This window comes from Streptococcus koreensis (genome assembly GCF_003627135.1).
Lineage (GTDB): Bacteria > Bacillota > Bacilli > Lactobacillales > Streptococcaceae > Streptococcus > Streptococcus ilei.
In genome coordinates this window covers 685,301-702,007 of sequence record NZ_CP032620.1, presented here as the reverse complement: position 1 = coordinate 702,007, position 16,707 = coordinate 685,301, and the positions used below count along the sequence as shown (strand labels likewise).

10 protein-coding genes and 1 tRNA gene are annotated in these 16,707 nt (G+C 44.8%); 4 read left to right on the top strand and 7 right to left on the bottom strand.

What is annotated here, in order from left to right; genetic code table 11:
• Positions 1 to 72: 72 nt before the first annotated feature.
• Positions 73 to 6,885 carry an Ig-like domain-containing protein gene (locus D7D50_RS03695; protein WP_120701501.1) on the bottom strand — a complete coding sequence of 2,271 codons (6,813 nt, stop codon included), beginning with the start codon at positions 6,883 to 6,885 and terminating at the stop codon, positions 73 to 75.
• Positions 6,886 to 7,238: 353 nt separating this feature from the next.
• On the opposite strand from D7D50_RS03695, the gene D7D50_RS03690 reads away from it, so the two are divergent.
• Positions 7,239 to 7,709 carry a COG2426 family protein gene (locus D7D50_RS03690; RefSeq protein WP_023024646.1) on the top strand — a complete coding sequence of 157 codons (471 nt, stop codon included), beginning with the start codon at positions 7,239 to 7,241 and terminating at the stop codon, positions 7,707 to 7,709.
• A 342-nt stretch (positions 7,710 to 8,051) separates the two neighbouring features.
• Here D7D50_RS03690 and tsf read toward each other — a convergent pair whose 3' ends face one another.
• Positions 8,052 to 9,092, bottom strand: coding sequence for a translation elongation factor Ts (gene tsf / locus D7D50_RS03685; RefSeq protein ID WP_023024647.1), 1,041 nt, complete (start codon positions 9,090 to 9,092; stop codon positions 8,052 to 8,054).
• 79 nt (positions 9,093 to 9,171) lie between these two features.
• Entirely contained in the window at positions 9,172 to 9,954 is a 783-nt protein-coding gene (gene rpsB / locus D7D50_RS03680) for a 30S ribosomal protein S2 (RefSeq protein WP_048716695.1), read from the bottom strand.
• A gap of 312 nt (positions 9,955 to 10,266) precedes the next feature.
• Here rpsB and D7D50_RS03675 point away from each other — a divergent pair.
• Positions 10,267 to 10,337 (top strand) — tRNA-Cys (locus D7D50_RS03675).
• Positions 10,338 to 10,453: 116 nt separating this feature from the next.
• Entirely contained in the window at positions 10,454 to 11,176 is a 723-nt protein-coding gene (locus D7D50_RS03670) for a hypothetical protein (RefSeq protein WP_227877758.1), read from the top strand.
• A gap of 447 nt (positions 11,177 to 11,623) precedes the next feature.
• On the opposite strand, the gene nusG is transcribed toward D7D50_RS03670, so the two are convergent.
• The 3 genes from nusG to rpmG form a co-directional block, all read right to left on the bottom strand.
• On the bottom strand, positions 11,624 to 12,160 hold the full coding sequence (gene nusG, locus D7D50_RS03665; RefSeq protein ID WP_006595435.1) for a transcription termination/antitermination protein NusG: 537 nt from the start codon (positions 12,158 to 12,160) through the stop codon (positions 11,624 to 11,626).
• A 185-nt stretch (positions 12,161 to 12,345) separates the two neighbouring features.
• Positions 12,346 to 12,522: a preprotein translocase subunit SecE gene (gene secE, locus D7D50_RS03660; RefSeq protein WP_023024653.1), complete on the bottom strand. Its 177-nt coding sequence runs from the start codon at positions 12,520 to 12,522 to the stop codon at positions 12,346 to 12,348.
• Between the two features lie 9 nt (positions 12,523 to 12,531).
• Positions 12,532 to 12,684: a 50S ribosomal protein L33 gene (rpmG, locus tag D7D50_RS03655; protein ID WP_006595433.1), complete on the bottom strand. Its 153-nt coding sequence runs from the start codon at positions 12,682 to 12,684 to the stop codon at positions 12,532 to 12,534.
• Positions 12,685 to 12,810: 126 nt separating this feature from the next.
• Between rpmG and ypfJ the strand changes: the two genes are divergently transcribed.
• Entirely contained in the window at positions 12,811 to 13,731 is a 921-nt protein-coding gene (ypfJ, locus tag D7D50_RS03650) for a KPN_02809 family neutral zinc metallopeptidase (RefSeq protein ID WP_120701500.1), read from the top strand.
• Positions 13,732 to 14,377: 646 nt separating this feature from the next.
• Here ypfJ and pbp2a read toward each other — a convergent pair.
• Positions 14,378 to 16,609: a penicillin-binding protein PBP2A gene (gene pbp2a, locus D7D50_RS03645; protein ID WP_120701499.1), complete on the bottom strand. Its 2,232-nt coding sequence runs from the start codon at positions 16,607 to 16,609 to the stop codon at positions 14,378 to 14,380.
• Positions 16,610 to 16,707: the final 98 nt, after the last annotated feature.

The following is a 16,707-nucleotide window of genomic DNA, read 5'->3' as shown; positions in this document are numbered from 1 at the left end:
GGAGACTTTCCCCATCCTCTTTCTGTTACCTGTGATCTTTTCACCGTATGTTTGCTGGTTTATCCAGCTTTTTTACTTGGCCTTATCGGCTCTTTTTTTCTTGTCATCCAGCACAGCACCGGCAACTCCTGCTGCTAGGAGACCTGCAACGAGGCTTGCGACGCTTTCTTCTGTTCCCGTATTCGGTAAAGTCCCTTCGGAAACTGGAGCAGGCGAAACCGCTGGAGTTTGAGCTTCTTTCTCGACTTCCTTACCTGCCACTTCCGTCACTTCATGGTGCACCGCTTTAACCTCCATAGAGGACTGATGAGTTGTTGCTTGCACTGGTCTTTCTGGCACAAGAGGAACTCCCGGGTTTGGAAGTGGTTGTGGTTGTGGTTCTGGTTGCGGTTGTGGCTGTGGTTGTGGTTCTGGCTGCGGAGTCTCTGGCACCTCTTCTTTAGTACCCACCTCTGTAATTTCTGCCACTGGCTCTAGTTCTACAAAAGCATCGACTTCCTTACGAGATTCCACTCCATTTTCTTGTGATACTTCCACCAAGCGCAATTTACGGCCTTTTTGCCCTTCTTGAACCACACGCTTCTCACCCTTCGGCAAGCTATCATTTAGACGTTCTTCACGCGCAAAATCAAGTTCCTCTGCCTCAATGATGAGTTCTGGCTTGGTATGGACCAAATTCTTCACACCTTCTTCAGGAATAGCTGAGCCTATTGGTGCTTTCGCTAGGAGTGAGATTTGATATATTTTCTCTATCTTACCATCTTCTGATACAACCTTGACAAGGACAGGTGCATTAGAATCTTTAGCATCAACAACTGTAACGGCTGCTCCATTCTTACCTTGTGCTGAAACTATTGGACGTTCTCCCTCGTACTCTAGATGATAATCCGTCACATCCGGATTGAACCCTTCCAACTCTTTGCCATTTACTTGGATAGAGACATCCGTCGTTGCATTAGGTTCTTCAGTTGGAGCATAGGCACTCAATTCAACGATTCCAATTCCTTTTAGATTTTCATCACGGACCATTCTTAAACGGATGGCTTTGGTTCTGGTTTCATTGAAGCTGAGGTTAGAGATATAACCAGGCTCAAAGGCGTAATCCAAGCTATAAGGAATTTCTTCCCAGTTAGAGGCTTGGTTAAATGGATGTTCTGGAAGGTTTTTCAGATTGCCATAATCATCCGGAACATCAAAGTCTGGGCCAATATAGCGTTCAAGAACCGTCTTGGTTGGCAGGCCTGTTTCCTGATCTGCAAAGAAGTCGACCGCTACTTTATTGACTAAACGCTCTGTTACTTGACCATTTTTCTTGAAGATGAGACCGGCAAACACTTCTGTTTGATCTGGTTCTCTCTTCCAGTTGGTCCAACGATAATACTCGTTGTAGCCACCATCATTGATGTAATCGATATAGTCGATTTGGTTTGGATCGAGATCATTGGTTTCACTGGCAAAGGCTCTGGTATCCTCTGCATTGTAGTCACGGTTCACAGAGAGGATTTCTCCCGTCTTTTCTGACACCCGGACGGTCAGATGAGCTGTCAGATCATAGCCAAGGACTTTTCCTTCTAGCGTGAAGCTGCCTTCATGAGAAAGGGCATCAGCTGGTACAGATTGCCAGTCTACCGTCAGTTCTTTGCGATCATAGCCTGTATCCCCTTTGAAGTAGACGCCTACTGTAGATGGTAAAACTAGATTTTGACCGACTTTGACAAAACGGCGACCCGCTTCCACTGCTACTGGAGCAGATTGTTTCAGTTTTTCTGCATCGCTTGTGAGATGGAGGCGGTATTCTTGTAAGATGGTACCATCTTCCGCTTTGTGGATGACACGGATTGGCTCACCTTCATGGACGCTTGGCACAACCGTTGCAAGGCCGTGATGGCTAGCTGTGGCTTCCACTTGTGGATAAGCCCGATCACGCGCATCGATGTAGTAATCTGTCACACTTGGGTTGACCCCTGGCAAAACCTCACCATTGACACGAATGGTCACTTGGCTCTTTTCTTCTGCCGCAACCTTATTGGCAAATACCTGAATCTCTGAAATAGAGCTTCCACGTTTGCCTTCTGGTGTCTTCATGCGGATCCGAACCGCATAAGTGTCGACTTTATCAAAACTAAAATGATTCATCTTGCCAGCTGCTACCGGTTCTTGAACAGTGAGGTTGCTGACTTCTTTCCAGTTAGCTGGGTTGTTAAATGGATGATCTGTTTCGTCTTTGACGCGATTTGGATTGCTTGGTACTGTTGGGATTTGCTCACCCGCATAGTACTCGATCACATATTCACTCGGAGCCCCAACGCCGTGGTCTTCGTGGAAACCAACATGGAGGTTATCCACTGCACGCTTGGTCAAGATACCAGAATCCCCAAACAAGATACCAACAGAATCTTCCGCATTGTCACGGCCCCAGTTGGTCCAACGGTTGGCTGGAGCATCGGTAAAGGAGATGACCTTGTCATTGACCTTAGCAACTGGATCCGCATCGTTTGAATCACTTGCAAAAGCGAGTGGCAAGACTGAGCCTGTCCATTGTTCTGCTACATTGGCCCCTTTGACTGTGTTTGAGGAAACACGAATATGGAGACGGGTTGGAAGGTTGGTTCCTTCTACACGACCGGAGACAACAACTTCTCCTTCTTGGGCCAAGAGTTGCGGATCTACCGCATCCCAGGCTACCTTGGCAGCATAGGTCTTACCATTGGAGTGATAAGTCCGCACGCTTTCTGGAAGTGCTGGTTTTTCACCGACTGGAGTTGTGGTGCTGACTTCTTCTACAGCAATAATGCCTTCAACTGTGACTTGGGCTTGGGCTTCTTTCTCCACACCCTCTACCTGACCTGTGACAGTAAAGCTATGGTAATCCTTGACTTGATCTGCTGTTACGGCATCCCAGGTCACGCGTTTTTCTTTCGGAAATCCCTTGTCATACTCAACCAACACTGTCTCTGGAAGAGCTGGCAAAACGTTTCGATCAGTGCTGATCCGTACAGGACGTACTTTGACAACTGTCTTTTCTTCTGGATTTGGCGTGATGGTAAAGGTTAATTCTCCTGTTTGTCCTTGGAAGCTAGCTTGTAAATGAACCAATCCTGCTTCCCGTAGTTCCAAACCTTTCTTGCTTGCGACTGCTTTTCCTTGACTACCGGCTGCTGTTACCACATCGATTTGATCCGCTTGGAGACTAGCCACACTGCCATCTTGGTAATGAGCTAGGACATCAAGCGTGACTGTTTGGTCTTCCTTGAGCTCTTGGCCTTCTGGCAGACGCAATTCTAAACGCTGGATCTGTGGACTTTCTTCCTGGAATTGCACAACATAGGTCTGTACAGCTCCCGTATCCTTAGCAGTGACAAAAATTTGAGCTTTCAAACCATTTTCTCGATTGGCTTGTAGGACCGTCACTTGGGCATTTTCTGCACTCGCTGTGACCTGACCAGGCTCTTGACCATAAGCTAGCGGACGGAAAATCGTATGGTTGCCACTACCAAATTTTGGAAGCGCTACTCCATCTAGCTCCACTGTTGGTTTCTTAGCCTTGCTGACTGTTCCACCTGCAACCACTAGTGTCGCTTGGACTGTTTCCCCATTGCTTAATAGTCCTGTCGCCTTCAAGCGAGCACCTGGTGTAGACAATTGCTCTTCTTGACCGGCTTCCAAGGTCCATTGATCAACGTCATAGCTAGCTGTTCGACCATCTGTAAAGACCAATTGCACAGCCTTATCCACAGTTGCTAGATCCGCTCCCTGCGGGATTTGTTTGATGACCGGAAGGACTTGTTCCACGCCGATTACATCGACCAGAGCCTCTACCGTCCGGCCTTGAACATGACCTGTCACACGAACTTGCCCAGCACGACTAAAGTCTGCTGCATCCCATTCAACAGCTTCTTCTTGGGCCGTGCCATCGCTATAAACAACAGATACGCGACTTGGAAGCTCAGGTCCCTCACCTAAGTAAACTTGTGTCCGAACCGGTTCTACTCCCAAGATAGAGCGTTCTTCCTGGTCCTTCTTGCCTGTAAAGAGGCTGACTTGGTCTGATTGCAAGCGGTCTGAGTCAGCATAAAGAGTAAAGGATCCTGCTTGCTCAGTTGATTTGACAATGACCACCCCTTTGCCGTTAAAGGCCCGACGTTGCCATGAGCCATCTTCCTGTGCTTTGTAGCGTTCACGGCTGGCTTGTTCCCCGTTGTCGACGCCGACAATTTGGCCTTGTCCATGCAGATGGAAATGCACCAAATTATTGGCAGTTGGCACGACACGGCCTGCTTCATCAACGATTTCATAGGTAATATAAGTTAAATCTTTACCGTCTGCCGCAATGGCGTGCTCTTCTTTTAGCAGACGAACACCTGCTGGCTTCCCAGCTGTTTCGATCTGATCGCGGGCAATTACTTCCCCTGCTTCGTTGCGAGCAATGGCTTCCACTTTACCCGGTACATAAGAAACCAACCACTCTAGATAGAGTTCATCCGGATTTGCCCCTTCCTGATAGGTACGGCCATCAGCTGTGGTTTTCTTAGTAAAGGTCTTCACCCCTTGTGATTCCCCATTGACAATCAATTCCACACTATGAGCATTGGAGAAGGTACGGACAGGAATCCGTCCTTCTTCATCCATGACACGATTGGCCAATTCTGGATTGTCCCAGTTCCAATGTGGCAAGAGATGGACCATTGGATGTTTCTCAGCTGACAACCATTGACTTTGGTAAAGATAAAAATCATTCTTTGGAAGTCCTGCAGTATCCACGATACCGAAATAAGAACTTTTCACAGGTGTATCATTTTGGTTGTGCCATGGTGTTGGCTCACCGATATAGTCTGTACCTGTCCAGATAAATTGACCTGCATAGCCGGCATGATCGCGGTCAAAGGTCCAAGAGGCTGTCGCTGTCCGACCCCAACCAACCCGGTCATTGCCGTAGTCTGATTGTTCATAATGGCGATCTTCTTGGTTGCTTCCTACCCATTCTCTTTCAGGATGATAGTAAGAGCCCCGTGTCCGCGTTGCAGAGGAGGTTTCAGAACCGTAAATGAGCCAATTGGGATGTTTAGCTCGTAGGCTTTCGTAGTTGGCCTCTGAATAGTTAAATCCAACCGCATCGAGCTCTGCTGCCACCTTTTCATGGCCTCCTGAACCATCGCCAAAGCGGAATTTATCAGCCCCCATGGTAACATAGCGGGTTGCATCCACTTCCTTGATGGTCTTGACGAGACGACGGACAGTTGCGACAGACTTATCAGACCCATCTGCTTCACCGATTTCGTTACCGATGGACCACATCACAATAGAAGGATTGTTCTTGCCCCGCTCTACCATGGTCCGAAGGTCATAGTCAGACCACTTATCCCCTTTACGAGCTTCTGGATGCGTCGCATCCTTTTCGAAGAAACGACCGTAATCGTATTGTTTCTTGCCACCATACCAGGTATCAAAAGCTTCTTCTTGGACCATCAAGCCCAATTCCGCTGCAATTTGCAGAGTTTGTTCACTCGCAGGGTTGTGGGTCGTCCGGATAGCATTGACTCCCATATCCTTCATCTGTTTGAGACGGCGATATTCAGCCTTGTAATTTTCCTCGGCTCCGAGCGCACCGTGGTCATGGTGAAGGGAAACACCGTGGAATTTCGTAGCCACTCCATTGAGGAAGAAGCCACCTTCTGGCGTCCAGTTCAGATAACGGTAGCCAAAACGTTCCTTTTGCACATCGACCAACTGCGAATCGCGATAGACCCTAGTATAGAGAGTATAGAGGGCTGGGTTATTGGTTTTGACATCCCAGAGGGTCGGTTTTTCAACATGAAGGGTATGAGACAGGTTGAGCTCTTGACCAGCCAAAACGGATTGCACTTCACTACGCACCTTTTCACTGACCACTTGACCATTTTGATCAACGATTTCGTATTCCGCATAAATACTATGGGCTTGATCATCTTGGTTGACAATACGACTCTTCACTAGAGTATCGACTGCCCCATTCTTTTGTTCTTCTAATTTTGGACTAGTGATCGTGGTCCCATACTTGGCCACATGAACCTTGTCTGTCACACTGAGTTTGACATCCCGATAGATCCCACTTCCTGAATACCAACGACTACTTGGTTGTTGGTTGACCACATGAACTGCGATGGTGTTTTCGCTTCCATCCGCATTTAAATAAGGGGTAATATCATAAGAAAAGGCATTGTAACCATTTGGATAATGACCAACCAATTGCCCGTTTACATAGACTTTGGAATCCATGTAAACTCCACCAAATTCCAAGCGCACCTTCTTATCGAGGTCCTTGTCGTCCAAACGGAAGGTCTTGCGATACCAAGCATCCCCGCCGTTTAATTGTCCGCCTTCATTTTGAGCCGGAGAGTTGTGGTCGAAGTCAAAGAAGATCGACCAATCGTGAGGCAAATCTAATTTTTTCCAGTTTTTAACATCCACCTGGCGACCTTCTGCACCAGGAGCTGCATTTAATTTGAAATACCAGTCCTTGTTAAAGTCTCGTTCGCGATCTTGCACCATGTCCTCCGCTACTTGTTTTTGGTCCTTCGTAGCCTCTTCAGTAGCCCCAACAGAACGTTCACTTGTTTGAGGTCCCACCTGTGGCTGTTCTATTTCTCTCTCATTTCTTTCAGGGGTAATCACAGCAGGAGCCTCTATGGTTGTTGAAACTTTATCACTAGTCCCAACCTCCCCATTCGTTAGCTCTGATGTTTCCGTTGTGGCTGTCGTCTCCTCTTCCGTTACAGCTCTTCCTTCTTCTTCAGCTAAAATAGACGGAGCTCCAAAAAAAGATACACCGATTAATACAGAGCAAGCTCCAACCGCAAACTTGCGAATACTAAATACACTGCGCTTTTCAAAAAAAGACTTTCCCATATTTAACCTCCTCTTGGGATTTTTACAATTGTAAGCGCTTTCTAAAATGCTTTTGCAAATAAAGAAACTCTACATTTTAACTATACCAAAAGTTGAGCCTTTAACAAGAGAACATGCAAAGAATATATAGTTTGTACTAAAAGAACTATACTTTGTCGAACAGATTCTTATTAGCATAAAATAGGATTGTAGGGATACTAAAGCTCTTTCAGATACGAGAAATGGATCAAGAAGATAGTGATGACATCCATCATTCAGTATAAACGATTCCCCCTCTATTTCTCCTGTTTGAAATAGTTGTCATTCCAGCAGAGATAAGGTAGAATGAAAAGGATGAATTGAAAGGATACCACATGAACTACATTATTACTTTTTTGATCTCCATGATTCCTCTGGTGGAGCTTCGTGGAGCTGTTCCCTACGCTATCTCTAGCGGAATTCCTCTTTGGCAAGCCCTCCTGATCGGGGTCATTGGCAATATGCTTCCTGTCCCTATTATCTTCTTTTTCGCTCGCCATATCCTGGAATGGGGGAAAGAGAAACCTCTTATCGGGAATTTCTTTACTTGGTGTCTTAATAAGGGGCATCGTGGAGGTCAAAAATTAGAAGAGGCTGCAGGAGATAAGGGAATCTTTTGGGCCCTGCTCCTCTTCGTCGGCATTCCTTTACCAGGAACTGGAGCTTGGACTGGAACCCTTGCTGCCTCTATTCTAGACTGGGACTTCAAACGGAGTGTCCTAGCGGTCATGTTGGGAGTCATTCTAGCAGGGCTTATCATGGGTACTCTCTCGCTTCTTTTTGGACTCAATACCTTTGCGCATTAATCATAAAAGAGGTTGGGACAAAAGTCCTAGCCTCTCAATTGTCTTTGGATTGTCGAGCAAGACGCAATGGTTGAGTGCTCAAAGCACTGCTTTAAGGTGGTGGATAGAACTTGCGAAGCAAGTATCCTAAGTCTTTGTTCGCTTTTTAAGCTTCAAAGATGCCCTATGTTGACGGAAACTATGTTTCCTTTATCTGCAACCTTCAACAGTCTCCCAGACTGTTGAAGCTGTGCGGAGGTGGGACGACGAAATCGAATTCTAACGAATGACCGATTTCTGTCCCACTCTCTTTTCATCTTGAAAAAAAAGAGGTTTCTATGGAAACCTCTTTTCTTTTTATTCTTAGTTATTAAGAGCTGCTGCCATTGTAGCTGCAACTTCTGCTTCAAAGTCATTTGAAGCTTTTTCAATACCTTCACCAACTTCAAAGCGAACAAATTCAACAACTGAAGCATTTACTGATTCAAGGTAAGCTTCTACTGTCTTGCTGTCGTCCATGATGTAGACTTGTGCAAGAAGAGTGTATGCTTGGTCAACTTTTGTGTTGTCCAAGAAGAAGCGATCCATTTTACCTGGGATGATTTTATCCCAGATTTTTTCTGGTTTACCTTCAGCTGCCAATTCAGCTTTGATATCTTCTTCAGCTTGAGCGACAACTTCGTCAGTCAATTGAGCTTTAGAACCATACTTCAAGTGTGGAAGAGCTGGTTTACCAACCATTGCACGGCTTTCGTTGTCTTGGTCGATCACGTGGTTCAATTGTGCCAACTCATCTTTCACGAATTGCTCATCCAATTCTTTGTATGAAAGAACGGTTGGTTTCATTGCAGCGATGTGCATTGAAATTTGTTTAGCAAGGGCTTCGTCTCCACCTTCGATAACAGAGATAACACCAATACGTCCACCGTTGTGTTGGTAAGCACCAAAGTGTTGTGCATCTGTTTTTTCAAGCAAAGCAAAACGACGGAATGAGATTTTTTCTCCGATTGTAGCAGTTGCAGATACGTATGCTGCTTCAAGAGTTTCACCTGAAGGCATTGTCAAAGCAAGAGCTTCTTCGTTGTTAGCTGGTTTACCTTCAGCGATTACTTTCGCAGTTGCGTTTACCAATTCAACGAATTGAGCATTTTTCGCAACGAAGTCAGTTTCAGCATTTACTTCAACTACTGCTGCAACGTTACCGTTCACATAAACACCAGTCAAACCTTCAGCGGCAACACGGTCAGCTTTTTTAGCTGCTTTAGCCATACCTTTTTCGCGAAGCAATTCGATCGCTTTTTCGATATCACCTTCAACTTCAACCAATGCTTTTTTAGCGTCCATGACACCAGCACCAGATTTTTCACGCAACTCTTTAACAAGTTTAGCTGTAATTTCTGCCATTTTGTTTCTCCTATATTTTTTTAAAAATAGGAGAGCCGGGCTAAGCCCCGCCCTCCTAGGTAATTACTATTTATACGAATTAAGCGTTGTCGCCTTCAACAACTTCAACGATTTCTTCGATTGAATCTGCTTGAGTTTCAGTTGCTGCCAATTCAGCTTCAACTGATGCAACTGCATCTTCACCTTGACGTCCTTCGATAACAGCATCAGCCATTTTCGCAGTGATCAATTTAACAGCGCGGATAGCATCATCGTTAGCTGGGATGATTACATCGATATCGTCTGGGTCAGTGTTTGTGTCGACCATCGCTACAACTGGGATACCCAATTTCTTAGCTTCTTTAACAGCGATTTGCTCTTTGTGTGGGTCAACAACGTACATTACGTCTGGGATACGAGGCATATCTTCGATACCACCCAAGAATTTTTCAAGACGAGCGCGTTGTTTGTTAAGAAGTGCAACTTCTTTCTTAGGAAGAACGTCGAAGATTCCTTCTTCTTCCATGCGTTTGATTTCTTTCAAACGAGCGATACGTTTTTGGATTGTTCCCCAGTTAGTAAGGGTACCACCCAACCAACGGTGGTTGATGTAGTATTGACCTGAACGAACAGCTTCTTCAGCAACAGCTTCAGCAGCTTGTTTCTTAGTACCAACAAACAATACAACTGCGTCGTTTGCAGCAGCTTCACGCATGAAGTCATATGCTTGGTCAGCGTATTTTACAGTTTGTTGCAAGTCGATAACGTGGATTCCGTTACGCTCAGTGAAGATGTACTTAGCCATCTTAGGGTTCCAGCGACGAGTTTGGTGACCGAAGTGTACACCAGCCTCAAGAAGTTGTTTCATTGAAATTACTGCCATGAGTAAATTCTCCTTTTTGTTTTTTTCTCCTCTCCCAGACGTCAGCTTGCAACACGACCACAAGGGCAACGGTGCCACAATGGTTCCGGGATGAGTATTTATTGCCTTACGCAACTTTATAAGTATAGCAGATTTAGAAGCTTTTTGCAAGTAATTTGAGAGAAATTCCTAGACATTTCTGCTTTTCTTCAGAGTCTCCCTCCTTCCCTTATTTTTTTCTCCACGATTCTCATTCTTTCCCTTTCATTGGACTTTTGTCTGAAATTTTTTCTTGACCTTATCTGATTTTTAAGATAAAATAGAATATGTTGTGGCGGTATAGCCAAGTGGTAAGGCACGGCTCTGCAAAAGCTTGATCGTCGGTTCAAATCCGTCTACCGCCTTCACAAACAAATATCAATGAGCCCAGCAATGGGCTTTTTTGATACATCAGCTTGATTGAATCTCACTTTCGCTGCTTTGTCAGTGATCGTGTTTTCCAATCATGAAAGGAAAAGATATGATGAAAAAAGTGACCTTATATGCTCTCAGTATCCTCTCTTTGGCCATGCTTACAGCTTGCCAACCAGCACAAAAAGAGACTCAAGAAAGAAAGCCTCTTGTTAGCAGCTCTAAAAAAACCTCTAAAAGCTCTAAGAGTTCTAGAAGTTCATACTCTAAAAAGTCATCTAGCAAAAAGGATTTTTCATCAGGCTTCGATGACGATCATTCTTCTAGCTCTTCAGACTCTAACACGCGCGAGGATCCTAACTATACGATGAGCTTGATGGATCAGGGAGAATCACTAGAAGCTATCGGGGATATCCCTGAAATGCCAAAATGGGCTGCCTTCAAAGAAATTAAAGTGGAAATCCTCGTTGGAAATGAAGCCCTTGCTCCTACTTCAAAAGAAGAAGCCATCAGCAAGTTAGGTCCTACTGATTCCACTTCTGGCAATGGTGCTTACTGGCATGGAGATGGCAGTGCTATCTTGATTGATTTTAATGAAAAAGGTCAAGCCACTAACAAAATTGCAACCTTGCCTAACTCTAAAAAGGTTACGAATCTCAAGGATATTCAACCTGGAATGACAGCTAAAGAAGTCGTTGAAAAACACGGCCGTCCAGAAACTGTTTTCGTCTTTGGCTACGCGACGATTTTTACTTGGAAAGGTGAAGACGGAAAGGACTACTCTGTCGGTTTTGACAAAGAAACAGTCTTCCAAGTCTCTGAACCTGCATAAAATTCCCTTTTTCGGGATTCTTTTCTGATCCTATTCAAGCGCTCAGCTGATTTTCTCACCGATGGGATAGAAGTCCTTTTCATAACACACAAACCCTCCAAGACATTGGTCTTGGAGGGTTTTTTTGAATAGAGGCTGGGACAAAAGTCCTAGCCTCTTAATTGTTTTTTGATTGTCGAGCAAGACGCAGTGGTTGAGTGCTCAAAGCACTGCTTTGAGGTGGTGGATAGAACTTGCGAAGCAAGTATCCTAAGTCTTTGTTCGCTTTTTAAGCTTCAAAGATGCCCTATGTTGACGGAAACTATGTTTCCTTTATCTGCAACCTTCAACAGTCTCCCAGACTGTTGAAGCTGTGCGGAGGTGGGACGACGAAATCGAATTCTAACGAATGACCGATTTCTGTCCCCCTCTCTTCTTTGAATAGAGGGATAGCCCCTCTTTCATCCATTACAATTCTGCAATTTGATTGAGGTTGACTTCTGCCACAGTGTCATTTCCAAACATGGTGATAATCATTTTCACCTTGTTGTTATCGATTTCTGTGATCTTACCAGTGTAATCTGCAAAAGCTCCATCGATGATGCGTACAGTATCTCCTACCTTCACATCAATGTTGAAATCTTGAACTGTTTGTCCCATTGAGATCAAGATGTTACGGATTTCGTCTTCCAAAAGGGGAGTTGGTTTTGAACGGTTCCCGTGTGATCCAACAAATCCTGTTACGTTTGGTGTATTCCGAACAACAAACCAAGCTTCATCAGTCATGACCATTTCTACTAAGACATAACCAGGGAAGCGATTTTCTTCGATTTCTTTTGTTTTCCCGTTCTTCTCGATTTGCACAGTTTGAGTAGGGATTTCTACACGCAAGATGTTTTCCAACATGTTATATGTTTGTGCGCGTTGAAGAAGGTTTTCCTTCACTTTGTTTTCATATCCTGAGTAGGTCTGTAGGACAAACCAGCCTTTGTCAAAACTATCCATTTTTATTTCCTTTCTTATCTACCAGAAGGGGTTCGTTTCATCACGATACTAAAAAAAGCCTTCTGGCTCTTGTTTTCCTAGCTCCATTATAACATAAAACCGGAGAAAGCAAAGAAGTTTCTCTTGTTTTTCTTCAGCAAGACAAGAAAAAAAGCATCCACAGGGGACGCAGATTTGTTCTTTTTTTAGAACATATCGATGATCTTCAAAATACCTTTAGCCACTACTTGGTCAAACAAATAAATCAAAGCTACAAAGAAAGCGGTGTACTCAATTACTGAGATAAAATTTTTCCATCTTTCCTTGCGATTTGGCCAAGTCGTGTTTTTCAGCAAGACAAAAATATCTTTAAAAAATTTCACAACATTCTCCTATCTGGTTTCTTTATGAATTGTATATTTGCTACAATGTTTACAAAATTTGTTAACTTCTAGACGTTTTGGTTTTGGCGTCGCACTCAACTTGATTGAGTAGTTGCGTGACCCACAAACCGTACACGCTAGACTTGCTTTTTTTAATGCCATAACGCCTCCATTCACACCATTATAGCAAGTTTTCTACTATTTGACAAGTTCTTCTGCTCTCTGGAAGCGCATTTTGTTTGGCTTTTCTCTACGATTTGGTACAATATAGAGGATAAAGGAGAAATTATGAAAAGCGATCATCTGAAAGAAAGTAAAAACATTGAAGACCGTCGCGGGCAAAGTGGTGGAAGCTACTCATCTGGCCGCTCTGGTGGGAATTTAGGGGGTGGTATTTTACAAATCCTCCTCTCACCTGGAAGCTTCAAGAGCAAACTAATCTTGATTCTGGTCCTCATCTTTTTGAGTGGCGGGGCTGGATTGAGCGGGCTCTTTGACCAGGGCCAAACCACGCAGAACTATAACTCAGGCCAAGTCACTCGCCAAAGCAATACTCAGGTGAGTGATGGAGATAGCAAATTCGTCAGTCAAGTCCTTGGAACGACTGAGGATTTCTGGGGGCAAACCTTCCAAAATGAAGGGCGGACCTATCACAAGCCAACCTTGGTTTTCTATACAGGTCAAACTCGAACTGGCTGTGGTGTAGGCCAAGCATCTGCCGGTCCCTTCTACTGTCCGACAGACCAAAAGATCTATTTGGATATCAGCTTTTATAAAGAGCTAACCACCAAATACAAGGCTAGCGGCGATTTTGCTATGGCTTATGTCATCGCTCACGAAGTCGGCCACCACATCCAAAACGAATTGGGGACTCTTCAAAGTTACCAGCGAGCCATCCGAGGGAAAAGTGAGACAGAAAAAAATGCCTTAAATGTCCGTTTGGAACTTCAAGCTGACTATTATGCGGGTATGTGGGCTCGCTACATTGAAGAGCAGGGCCTCATGGAGACGGGAGATATCGAAGAAGCGCTCAATGCTGCCCACGCCGTGGGTGATGACACCCTTCAAGAACAAGCCTATGGCTACTCCGTTCCTGATAGCTTCACCCACGGAACTTCTGAACAACGTATGCGCTGGTTTAAACGTGGTTACCAATACGGAGACTTTGAACACGGAGATACCTTCAGCGTCTCTGATAAAGACTTGTAACAAACCTAAAACCAAAAGCCTTTCAGATTATCTGAAGGCTTTTTTAGCACCCTATCGATAGCTATCTAAGCAAGGAAAATTATTTAAAAAATCCTTTCCATTCAAAATCTTCTCAGAAACTTTCCTTAGGTGAGTACGGACGTCAGCGAACTTCGAAGAAGTTCCATGACTTAGTTTTGAGTCTAGGGTTTCAAAACTCCCGAGTGCTTGAAACAATCGTGTTTCAAGCACTTTTCTCACGGCGGAAAGTTTCGAGATTGAGTTGAATAATTTCATAAAATAGAAATCATCTTTTTTATTGAAGGATCTCCCAGTTATTTTATGTAAATATAGTTCCTATACAATCTAAAAGAGAGTGGGACAGAAATCGGTCATTCGTAAGAATTCGATTTCGTCGTCCCACCTCCGCACAGCTTCAACAGTCTGGGAGACTGTTGAAGGTTGCAGATAAAGGAAACATAGTTTCCGTCAACATAGGGCATCTTTGAAGCTTAAAAAGCGAACAAAGACTTAGGATACTTGCTTCGCAAGTTCTATCCACCACCTCAAAGCAGTGCTTTGAGCACTCCACCACCGCGTCTTGCTCGACAATCCAAAGACAATTGAGAGGCTAGGACTTTTGTCCCAGCCTCTTAACGTCTATTTTTTAGAATCCAAACCAACCTTTGAAGGTATCCCAAGCATTTTGCGCTTTTCCAGGAATATCTGCTTCATCGATTGCTTTTTTGGCATCGTCTACGATCCCTGCAGCGCGTTCTTTGACCGTATCAAAGAAGCCCTTGTCCTCTTCTGGACTCTCCGTTTCTGTTTCTTGACCGACAGGAGCAATTCCATTTTCCTGGTAAGAATTTTCCTCATTATCAAAGCTGGTTCCTTCTGTATAAGGAAGGACGCTATTGGCTACATTTCGGAAGATCACTGATGCAGTCTCTGCACTGGTTCCTGTCAAATAGTGGGTTTCATCCGTCTTAGGGAATCCTAGCCACTGGCTAATGACCACATCTGGCGTGTACCCAATGACCCACTGGTCTCCGGAAAGATCGGGGTTGAAATCCGTTTCAGTCGTTCCTGTTTTACCAGCCATGGTATAGCCATATGGTGCTGCGTTGACACCCGTACCGTTGGTAAAGGTTCCCAACATCATATTGGTCATCTTTCTATTGGCGGAGCTGCTGAGCACGCGTTTCGATTTTTGACTATGACTTTTCACAACCTGACCGCTAGCATTTTCAATCTTCGTAATGAGATGGGCATCATTCATCACTCCATCGTTGGCAAAGGTACCGTAGGCCTGAGCCATCTGAAGCGGATTGGTCGTCACTCCAGATCCGAGGGCTACTCCGAGGGATCTGTCCACCTTGTCCATATTGAGACCAAATTTTGTCCCATAATCAAAGACAGTATTGAGTCCCAACTCATTGGCCGTCGCTACAGCTGGAAGATTGAGAGATTCTGCCAAGGCTTGGTACATGGGAACGGTCGGGCTACCCTGAATGCCGCCGTAGTTATCGACTGTATAACTGCCGTAGACCTTGGTCGTATTGTCCAATTCTTTGTTGGTCGACCAGCCCTTGGCAACAGCTGGACTATAAACGACGAGAGGTTTAATGGTAGAGCCAGGACTTCTCGCAGATTGAGTCGCATAGTTATAGCTTCTGAAACCAGCATTTTGGTCACTAGCCACGCGTCCGACGATTGCCCGCACTCCTCCAGTCTTAGGATCCAGAGCTACGCTACCAGATTCTGCCCGCGTGCCATCTTCAGCAACTGGGAAGAGATCTACATTGTCGTAGATAACCTGCATGCTGGCTTGGTAATTCTGGTCCATCTCTGTGTAGATCCGGTAACCATTCTTGATGATATCTTCTTCTGTTAGACCATATTCGTTGACAGCCTCATTGATAACCGCATCGAAATAGGACGGGTAGCGATAATCTTCTGACTTGCCTTCATAGGCATCCACCAGTTGTCCATGAATGTCGACTGCAGCGGATTGATCTGCTGTGGCTTGGTCAATATAACCAGCTGCAACCATATTTTGTAAGACCGTATTGCGACGATTGGTTGCGTTCTCGACGGAATAAAGGGGATTATAAATTTCTGGCCCCTTGAGCATACCGGCAAGGACAGCTGACTGATCCAGAGTCAACTCACTAGCGGAGACCCCAAAATACTTCTTAGAAGCGTCTTCAATCCCCCAAACCCCATTCCCAAAATAGGCATTATTGAGGTACATGGTCAGGATTTCTTGCTTACTATATTTTTTGTTAATCTCGAGGGCCAGGAAGAACTCCTTGGCCTTCCGCTCAACCGTCTGATCCTGAGAAAGATAGGCATTTTTCGCCAACTGCTGGGTGATCGTCGATCCCCCACCTGAACGACCGGCAGTCAAAATCGCCAGGAAGAAACGACCGTAGTTAATCCCACTATTTTTGTAGAAACTTCGGTCTTCCGTCGCAATAACCGCATTTTGTAAGTTTTCGCTAATCGCATCTAACTCAACATAGGTCCCTTTTTGCCCCGTTAGGCTACCTGCTTGATTCCCATCCTTATCATAGATGATCGTGGTCGCCTTGAGGGCGTTTTGCAGATCCGCTACATTGGTCGTCTTGGCTATGTAAAAAAGATAACCTCCGACGACGAGACTAAAGGTCAGGCCAATCAATAAGAAGATCTTGGTCAAGTGATACTTGCGCCAAAAGCGTCTGATTGGATGTTGGGAGTGAGATTTTCTCCGTGACTTATCCGACCGGCTATAGGTTGGAGCTTGCTCCTCCCCGTCCGTTGATAACTCAACCTCTTCCGCAATCTTCCTAGGTTCTTTCTCTCGTTGGAAATGACGAATCATTCCCTCCATTAATTCTTTTAATTTGTTCATAGTCCCTATTTTATCACCTTCCTAACGTCTAGACAAGAAAGACCTTCGCAGAAACGGATGCTTTTAGTTTTCTTTAAGGTTGCCATCCAGTCCACTCT

What these genes read in the sequence shown, in the direction of transcription:
- rpmG (WP_006595433.1), bottom strand. Translation starts at nt 12,684, where the DNA reads ATGGCATTAAAAAAAGCAAGTCTAGCGTGTACGGTTTGTGGGTCACGC.
- D7D50_RS03670 (WP_227877758.1), top strand. Translation starts at nt 10,454, where the DNA reads ATGATGAAAAAAGTGACCTTATATGCTCTCAGTATCCTCTCTTTGGCC.
- rpsB (WP_048716695.1), bottom strand. Translation starts at nt 9,954, where the DNA reads ATGGCAGTAATTTCAATGAAACAACTTCTTGAGGCTGGTGTACACTTC.
- D7D50_RS03695 (WP_120701501.1), bottom strand. Translation starts at nt 6,885, where the DNA reads ATGGGAAAGTCTTTTTTTGAAAAGCGCAGTGTATTTAGTATTCGCAAG.
- tsf (WP_023024647.1), bottom strand. Translation starts at nt 9,092, where the DNA reads ATGGCAGAAATTACAGCTAAACTTGTTAAAGAGTTGCGTGAAAAATCT.
- pbp2a (WP_120701499.1), bottom strand. Translation starts at nt 16,609, where the DNA reads ATGAACAAATTAAAAGAATTAATGGAGGGAATGATTCGTCATTTCCAA.
- nusG (WP_006595435.1), bottom strand. Translation starts at nt 12,160, where the DNA reads ATGGATAGTTTTGACAAAGGCTGGTTTGTCCTACAGACCTACTCAGGA.
- ypfJ (WP_120701500.1), top strand. Translation starts at nt 12,811, where the DNA reads ATGAAAAGCGATCATCTGAAAGAAAGTAAAAACATTGAAGACCGTCGC.
- D7D50_RS03690 (WP_023024646.1), top strand. Translation starts at nt 7,239, where the DNA reads ATGAACTACATTATTACTTTTTTGATCTCCATGATTCCTCTGGTGGAG.